The organism is Litorisediminivivens sp. KMU-197 (genome assembly GCF_056858395.1).
Map to the genome: position 1 here is coordinate 206,413 of NZ_JBXEQG010000006.1, position 7,300 is coordinate 213,712.

At 65.2% G+C, this 7,300-nt stretch carries 9 protein-coding genes; 6 read left to right on the top strand and 3 right to left on the bottom strand.

Annotation, left to right across the window (positions count from 1 at the left end):
• The first annotated feature begins 257 nt into the window (after positions 1–257).
• From AC04PT_RS14665 to AC04PT_RS14675, 3 genes are read left to right on the top strand one after another with little or no spacing between them, the layout of a single operon-like run.
• Positions 258–758, top strand: a complete 501-nt coding sequence (locus AC04PT_RS14665; protein ID WP_482874465.1) for a type III secretion system chaperone family protein — start codon at positions 258–260, stop codon at positions 756–758.
• 33 nt (positions 759–791) lie between these two features.
• A complete protein-coding gene (proC, locus tag AC04PT_RS14670; RefSeq protein ID WP_482874466.1) occupies positions 792–1,607 on the top strand; it encodes a pyrroline-5-carboxylate reductase in 816 nt (271 codons plus the stop codon).
• Positions 1,600–1,938 carry a tRNA-binding protein gene (locus AC04PT_RS14675; RefSeq protein WP_482874467.1) on the top strand — a complete coding sequence of 113 codons (339 nt, stop codon included), beginning with the start codon at positions 1,600–1,602 and terminating at the stop codon, positions 1,936–1,938. Before proC ends, AC04PT_RS14675 begins: the two co-directional genes overlap by 8 nt.
• A 74-nt stretch (positions 1,939–2,012) precedes the next feature.
• Here AC04PT_RS14675 and AC04PT_RS14680 read toward each other — a convergent pair whose 3' ends face one another.
• The 3 genes from AC04PT_RS14680 to AC04PT_RS14690 form a co-directional block, all read right to left on the bottom strand.
• The gene (locus AC04PT_RS14680; protein WP_482874468.1) at positions 2,013–2,600 is read right to left on the bottom strand and encodes a thymidine kinase; all 588 of its coding nucleotides are present in this window, start codon (positions 2,598–2,600) and stop codon (positions 2,013–2,015) included.
• A gap of 87 nt (positions 2,601–2,687) precedes the next feature.
• On the bottom strand, positions 2,688–4,079 hold the full coding sequence (gene rimO, locus AC04PT_RS14685) for a 30S ribosomal protein S12 methylthiotransferase RimO (protein WP_482874469.1): 1,392 nt from the start codon (positions 4,077–4,079) through the stop codon (positions 2,688–2,690).
• A 115-nt stretch (positions 4,080–4,194) separates the two neighbouring features.
• Positions 4,195–5,796, bottom strand: coding sequence for a hypothetical protein (locus AC04PT_RS14690; RefSeq protein ID WP_482874470.1), 1,602 nt, complete (start codon positions 5,794–5,796; stop codon positions 4,195–4,197).
• Positions 5,797–5,966: 170 nt separating this feature from the next.
• Here AC04PT_RS14690 and AC04PT_RS14695 point away from each other — a divergent pair, with 170 nt between their 5' ends.
• The 3 genes from AC04PT_RS14695 to AC04PT_RS14705 all read left to right on the top strand — a co-directional run.
• A complete protein-coding gene (locus AC04PT_RS14695; protein WP_482874471.1) occupies positions 5,967–6,164 on the top strand; it encodes a DUF1127 domain-containing protein in 198 nt (65 codons plus the stop codon).
• Positions 6,165–6,374: 210 nt separating this feature from the next.
• Positions 6,375–6,773: a DUF1203 domain-containing protein gene (locus AC04PT_RS14700; RefSeq protein WP_482874476.1), complete on the top strand. Its 399-nt coding sequence runs from the start codon at positions 6,375–6,377 to the stop codon at positions 6,771–6,773.
• A 28-nt stretch (positions 6,774–6,801) separates the two neighbouring features.
• Positions 6,802–7,300, top strand: a 499-nt coding sequence (locus tag AC04PT_RS14705) for a hypothetical protein (protein WP_482874472.1), incomplete at its 3' end; no start/stop codon positions are given.

Below are 7,300 nucleotides of genomic sequence, written 5' to 3' on the forward strand. Positions count from 1 at the left end.
TTTAAATTCACGCGGGCTATCCCGATGCATTCGAGTATAGGGTCGTTTCGGCGCGCCAGCCACCGCCTGTCTCTTGTGCTGATTTCCAAACCGTCCACAACTTATTGCGGCACTCACGGAAATATCGCTTTACATGACATGCCCCTCCCCTCACCATATCGGGTAGGGGCCGGGTAAATGCCCACCGCCCCTAGAGCAGGCACCTAGCGCTTGGGGCGCTGCCACCCCCTCGCGCTACCAAAACAAAGAGGTGGCGCATGGCACTTTCCGAGCAGTTCCTGGAGGACGACCTCCACCCGATCGACATCGTCGAGCACATCGCCGAACACCACGATTGGGACTTCGACCGCATCCACGACGACCAGATCGCGATGGCGGTCGAGGGGCAATGGCGCACCTATTCCATCACCCTCGCATGGTCGGCCTATGACGAAACGCTGCGGCTGATATGCACCTTCGAAATGGAACCCCCCGAAGAGAAGACCCCGCAGCTTTGTGAAGCGCTGAACGCGATCAACGATCAGTGCTGGGCCGGCGCCTTTACCTGGTGGGGCAGCCATCAGCTGATGGTCTATCGCTATGGCCTTGTGCTGGCGGGCGGACAGGTCGCCAGCCCCGATCAGATCGACACCATGATCAATGCCGCGGTGATGAGCGCCGAGCGCTATTACCCTGCCTTGCAGCTTGTCGTATACGGCGATCGCACCCCCAAGGAAGCGCTTCAGGTTGCCATTGCAGAGGCCTACGGCCGCGCGTAACACTCGCCCCCGAATGGACGACAGGAGGGGGCGATGACTTCAAACGATCTGGCCCGTTGCGGCCTCGTGCTGCTGGGATGCGGCAAGATGGGGTCGGCAATGCTGCAGGGCTGGCTGAAGGACGGACTGCCCGCCGACAGCGTTCACGTGATCGACCCCTACCCCTCGGATTGGCTCAAAGACAGCGGCGTCAACATCAACGCCCGTCTGCCTGAAACGCCCGCGATCGTGCTGATTGCCGTCAAGCCGCAGATGATGGGCGAGGCGCTGCCGAGGATACAGTCCATGGCCGGCGGCGCGACGCTTTTCGTTTCGGTCGCCGCGGGCGTGACGCTTGCCACCTATGAAAGGGTGCTGGGCGCCGGCAACCCGATCATCCGGGCGATGCCCAACACCCCCGCCGCCGTCGGCCGCGGGATCACTGCGCTTACCGGCAACGACGCTGTCACCGAGGATCACATGAGGCTTGCCGAGGAGCTGTTGCAGGCCGTCGGTCAGACCGTGCGGCTGGACAGTGAGGCGCAGATGGACGCGGTGACGGGCGTGTCGGGTTCCGGCCCGGCCTATGTTTTCCACCTGATCGAGACTCTGGCCGCGGCGGGCGAGGCACAGGGCCTGCCGTCTGAGCTGGCCATGAAGCTGGCCCGTGCCACGGTGGGGGGCGCAGGGGTGCTGGCCGAAGAGGCCGAAGAGACCCCGTCACAGCTTCGCGTCAACGTGACCTCGCCCAACGGCACCACGCAGGCGGCGCTCGAGGTTCTGATGGATGGAGAGACGGGGTTCCCGCCGCTCTTGAAACGCGCGGTCAAGGCCGCGACGGACCGGTCGAAGGAGCTCAGCGGTGACTGAGATCTCCTTTGACGATTTCCTGAAGGTCGACATACGCGCGGGCACCGTGACCCGTGCCGAGCCCTTTCCCGAGGCGAGAAAACCGGCGATCAAGCTGTGGATCGATTTCGGCCCGGAGATCGGCGAGAAGAAGACTTCGGCCCAGATCACCGACCACTACACCCCCGAGGCGTTGGTCGGGCGGCAGGTGATGGCGGTGGTGAACTTTCCGCCGCGCCAGATCGGCAAGTTCATGTCCGAGGTGCTGACGCTCGGTGTGTCGGACGACGCGGGCGGCATCGTACTGCTGTGCCCCGACCAGCCCGTCGCGAACGGCCAGCGAATGCACTGACGATCCCGACCGGGGCGGTGCCGCATTCTTTGCAAGAATGCGGGCCGAAATCTTTGCAAGATTTCGGTGCCGGTTCAGCGCGCGCCCATCGCCGCGCGCCAGTGCCGGCGGCAGAGGCTCACGTAGGTCTCGTTGCCGCCGATCTGCACCTGCGCGCCCTCTTTCAGCACCGCGCCGCTTTCGTCCTGCCGCACCACCATCGTCGCCTTGCGCCCGCAATGGCAGATGGTGCGCACCTCGCGCATCTCGTCGGCCAGCGCCAGAAGCGCCGCCGAGCCGGGAAACAGCTGGCCCTGGAAATCCACCCGCAGGCCATAACACATCACCGGCACGCCCAGGTCGTCCACCACGCGGGCCAGTTGCCAGACCTGCGTCTCGGTGAGGAACTGCGCCTCGTCGACGAAGGCGCACGCGAGCCTCTCGCCCATCGCCTGTTGCTGCCGCTCGATGCAGTTATACAGATCGTCCTGCGTGCCGTAGGTCTCTGCCTCGCTGCCGATCCCGATGCGCGAGGCGATCCGCCCCTGCCCGGCGCGATCATCGTGGCGCGCGGTCATCAGGTGCACTTGCATGCCGCGTTCACGGTAGTTGTAGGCGGCCTGCAACAGAAGCGTCGACTTGCCGGCGTTCATCGTGGAGTAGTGAAAATAGAGCTTGGCCATACGCCGTTCTATGCCCTGCCCGAGGCGGCGCATGCAAGGCGCATCGCGGCCGATCCGTCAACGGATCGGGACTGATCCATCGATGGATCAGACGCCCGTGTCAGAGCCTGCAAGCCGTCCCCAGAGATCGTACTCGCCGGCTTCGTCAACCTCGACCGTGACGATATCGCCCGGCTGCAGACCGCCCGCGCCCTCGTCGATGAAGAGGTTGCCGTCGATCTCGGGCGCATCGGCCATGGTGCGGCAGGTGGCAATGCCGTCGTCGTCCACGTCATCCACGATCACCTCGCAGGTGGTGCCCACTTTCGCGGCCAGCTTGGCCTCGGAAATGGCCTGCGCCTTTTCCATGAAACGGTCCCAGCGCTCCTGCTTGACCTCAGCGGGCACGTGATCCGGCAGATCGTTCGACCGCGCTCCGGCGACGTTTTCGTACTGGAAGCAGCCGACGCGATCGAGCTGCGCCTCGTCCAGCCAGTCGAGCAGGTAGTCGAATTCGGCCTCGGTCTCGCCGGGATAGCCGACGATGAAGGTCGACCGCAGGGTGATATCGGGGCAATCAGCGCGCCAAGCGGCGATCTCGTCCAGCGTCCGAGCAGAGGCGGCGGGACGCGCCATGCGCTTGAGCACCTCGGGGTGACCATGCTGGAAGGGGATATCCAGATAGGGCAGCACGCCGTTCGCCGGGTCGGCCATCAGCGGGATCAACTCGCGCACATGCGGATAGGGATAGACGTAATGCAGCCGCACCCAGGCCCCGAGACTGCCGAGGTCACGCGTCAGGGGCAGGATCGGCGCCTTGACCTCGCGGTCCTTCCAGTCGGTGCCATAGGCCGAGGTGTCCTGGCTGATGACCAGCAGTTCCTTGACGCCGCTTTCGACCAGTTTTTCGGCCTCTCGCAGAACCGCCTTTGCCGGCCGCGAGGCAAGCCGCCCGCGCATGTCCGGGATGATGCAGAACTTGCACTTGTGGTTGCAGCCCTCGGAAATCTTCAGGTAGCTGAAATGCCGGGGCGTCAGCTTGACGCCGCTGGCGGGCAGCAAGTCCACGAACGGATCGGGATCGGGCGGCACCGCGCCGTGCACCGCGTCCAGCACCTGTTCGTATTGGTGCGGGCCGGTCACGGCTAGCACCTTGGGATGGGCGCCTGTGATATACTCAGGTTCCGCACCGAGGCAGCCGGTGACGATCACGCGACCGTTCTCGCGCAGCGCCTCGCCGATCGCCTCGAGGCTTTCCACCTTGGCGCTGTCGAGAAACCCGCAGGTGTTGACGATCACCGCGTCGGCGCCCGCGTAATCGGGCGAGATGCCGTAGCCCTCGGCCCTGAGCCGGGTCAGGATGCGTTCGCTGTCGACCAGCGCCTTGGGACAGCCGAGCGAGACCATGCCGATGGTCGGCTGACCGGCGCGGGACCGCGTGTCGGTTAGGACGCGCGCATTGGCGAGGTCCGGGCGAAGATCGGGCGGGTTCGTTGTCATGCCGGGCGCTATAGACGGTCCGGCGCCCCTGGGAAAGAGGCAGAGCGCGGCGCGGGCGGGTTCCGGCCTGCGCAGGGCCGCGTCGCGCACAAGGATCGAAGCGGCGACGCTTTGCCTAGCCCTCGTCCCACAGCCGGTGCAGCGCCTCGGCATAGGCCGGGTCATGCTCCCATTTCGGCATCAGGTTGCTGGCCCGTTCGAGGGTGATCTCGGGATAGGCGGCGCGCCATTTGCGCCCTGCCTCCATCGCCGCCGCGTGGTTGCCGGCCAGCCAGTGGGTGCCGAACAGCATCCGGTAGGCCCAGGTCACGCCGGTGCCCTCGCGCAGCCCCTGCTCGCAGAGCGCCACCGATTCGTCATAGCGCCGCATCGCGCGCATCGCCGCGGAGCGCCCGAACAGCGCATTGAAGCGGAACGGGTCGAGCGGGCTTAGCTGGTCGTATCGGTCAAAGGCGGCCATTCCGGCGTCGAACTCGCCGACGTAGATCGAGGTCCAGCCCAGCCGCAGCCAGCCCCAGGCATTGTTGGGATCGAGTGTCAGCGCCCGGATGACCAGCGCCTTGGCCCGGGCGAAATCGTTCAGCGCCAGCCCGCAGACAGCCGACAGTGCCACGAGCGCGGGAGCGTCCTCTTGCACCAGTGGCGCGGCGCGCGCCACGAGGTCTTCGGCGGCGGCGCGGTCGGGGCCTCCGTCGATGGTCCAAGTGTAGCAGCATTGATGCGCATGGCACCACGCCTTGTAGGCCATGGCGAGCGCGTAGTCCGGCTGGTGCGCCAGCGCCCGGTCCAGAAGCGCGATTGCCTTGACGTTCTCGTCCGCCTTGTGCGCCCAGAAATGCGGCAGGGCGGTCAGCATCAGTTCATAGGCGGTACGGTCCTGCGGCGCGCGGGTCCGGGCGCGGGCGATCTCGGCCGAGCGCAGATTGGGCGAGACCTGCCCCGCCACCTGCGCGGCGATCCGGTCCTGAAGGTCGAAAAGATCGTCGAGCCGGTCGTCGAAGCGCGCCGACCAGAGCATGTGACCGTCCGATCCGCGCACCAGCTGCACCGCGATGCGCACACGGTCGCCGGCGCGGCGGACCGACCCTTCGACAAGGTAGTCCGCGCCCAGACGCTCGGCCGCCTGCGGCACCGACAGGGCGTCGCCGCCCAGTGCATAGGCGGACTGGCGGGCAATCACGTCGAACTCATGCGCGCGGCTGAGCGCGCCGGTGATCTCTTCGACCACGCCATCGGCGAACATGTCGGCTTCGTCGGCGCCCAGTTCGCGGAACGGCAGCACCGCCAGTGTCGGGTGGTCGCTGCAGTTGGGACCGGCGGTGGCAGGCGGTGGGTCGGCGGACCGCTGGTGCCGCAGCCAGTCCTCGAACCCCTCGGAGGCCAGATCGAACCCCTGCAGGAACTCCGCCTCGCCGCCGCACTGGACCGAGACATTGTCCGGCACAAGCCAGACCGCCTGGCGATCCGCCTCGATCACGTCCTCAGGCAGCGACCGTCGCAGAACCGACAGCTCCTGTCGCAGGGAGGCCCGGGCCTGATCCTCAGAGCGGTCGGACCACAGCAGGTCGGCCAGCATGGCGCGTTCGGCCCGGTGCGCCGGCTGCATCGCCAGACAGGCCAGCAACGCCTGACCCCGCCGCGACAGCCCCGAGACCGGGGCGCCACCGACGGTGTCGATCCGAAGCGGGCCGGACAAATGCAGCGTCAGCAAAGTCATGGTCGGACGTTCCGTTTCGGGCGACCGCCGGTTTTTTACGCGGACGGACAAGGATTTTACGGGATTTTTGCACGGCGACAGGCAGTTTGCACCCGGCATTTTGCGGGGCCTTTGCGGGCCCGGGCGAAGATGGGTCATCACATCGCAACCCCGACCTTCAGGAGCACGCCATGACTACCCTTCGCACCACAGCCACCCGTCCCGCCACGATCCGCAATGTATTCTTCGGTTTCTTTGCGCGGTCGCTGGACCGCATCATTGCCGCAGATGCCGCATATCGTGAACGTCAGAAAATGCGCCGCCTGACCGACACGCAACTGCGCGACGTGGGCATGACCCGCCGCGACGCCGACACCGGCGGGCATTGAACACGAATGGGTTCAGGCCTCATCCTCCCGCCCCGCATCATCTATGCGCATGATGCGGGGCGGACGGCGAAGCCATGCGTGCAATGATCGCTGCAGGCTTTGCAGAGGACAGTTGCAATGGGATTTCAAATCCACCCGCTGAGGGCGGAAGAGTTCGAAGGTCTCTTCGAACTGAGTGACCGGGAACTGATGCGCCGGCAAGCGTGCCGAATGCGCGTTGCAGTAAAACCCGGTACGCCTTGTCGGGTAAGCATGACCGACGCAGACGTCGGCGATACCGTCGTCTTGTTGAATTACACGCATCAGGCCGCGCGGGGCCCTTACCACGCCAGCCATGCAATCTTTGTGCGCAAGGGTGTCGAAACAGCACGCATCCCTGAAAACGAGGTGCCGGAGGTATTGCAGTCAAGGCTGATATCCCTGCGTGTCTTCGATGAAGACCATATGATGATCGATGCCGAAGCCGTCCCGGGCAGCGCCCTTGCCACAGGGATTCTTCGGTCCTTCGAGATTGATGCGGCTGCTTATATCCACCTTCATTTCGCCAAACCGGGTTGCTTTGCGGCCTCTGTCAGCCGCACGGGTCGGCGCTTGCCAAGGCTGCCATGATCGGCTTGGGTGAGGCGCACGAGGCGCGATGTCGGCGCGGTTTTCCGCCCTGATGATGACGATGTCATCGCGTGGTCCGCGCATCGCCGCGCATGCCTCCAGGGGGGTGGGAGAGTCTGACGTGCGGATTTCTGAATGGGCGAATTGGTGGCCGGTTACCTACGACTTCGGATTGATCGACGCGGATCTCCGGGACATCTCGGGCGTGAGGCCGGAGATGTACAAGGACCATGGCATGACGGTGGAAACCACCTGGCTGGAGGGTGGGCTTGTTGAATGCCTTGCCTCACTTGAACTCCTGTCGCCGGTGCCTACGAAAGAGCTGTTCCTCTCGACAACATTCGGCTGGACGGCGTTTCTGCGCAATGGAATTCGCGGATCGGATCCCTTCCTGCCAATGTCACAACTATCGAAGGCGCTCGGCGTCAGAGCGGTCCGTCGCTGCGTGACGCCTCAGAGTGCCACTTACCCCGGGGTCATCCTGGAGGTGTATGACACCCCTCAGCGTGGCGGCGACAAATACGGAT

Bases quoted from the DNA above. Each gene is read 5' to 3' on its own strand.
- AC04PT_RS14665 (WP_482874465.1), top strand. From the start codon at position 258: ATGGCACTTTCCGAGCAGTTCCTGGAGGACGACCTCCACCCGATCGAC.
- proC (WP_482874466.1), top strand. From the start codon at position 792: ATGACTTCAAACGATCTGGCCCGTTGCGGCCTCGTGCTGCTGGGATGC.
- AC04PT_RS14680 (WP_482874468.1), bottom strand. From the start codon at position 2,600: ATGGCCAAGCTCTATTTTCACTACTCCACGATGAACGCCGGCAAGTCG.
- rimO (WP_482874469.1), bottom strand. From the start codon at position 4,079: ATGACAACGAACCCGCCCGATCTTCGCCCGGACCTCGCCAATGCGCGC.
- AC04PT_RS14690 (WP_482874470.1), bottom strand. From the start codon at position 5,796: ATGACTTTGCTGACGCTGCATTTGTCCGGCCCGCTTCGGATCGACACC.
- AC04PT_RS14695 (WP_482874471.1), top strand. From the start codon at position 5,967: ATGACTACCCTTCGCACCACAGCCACCCGTCCCGCCACGATCCGCAAT.
- AC04PT_RS14700 (WP_482874476.1), top strand. From the start codon at position 6,375: ATGCGCGTTGCAGTAAAACCCGGTACGCCTTGTCGGGTAAGCATGACC.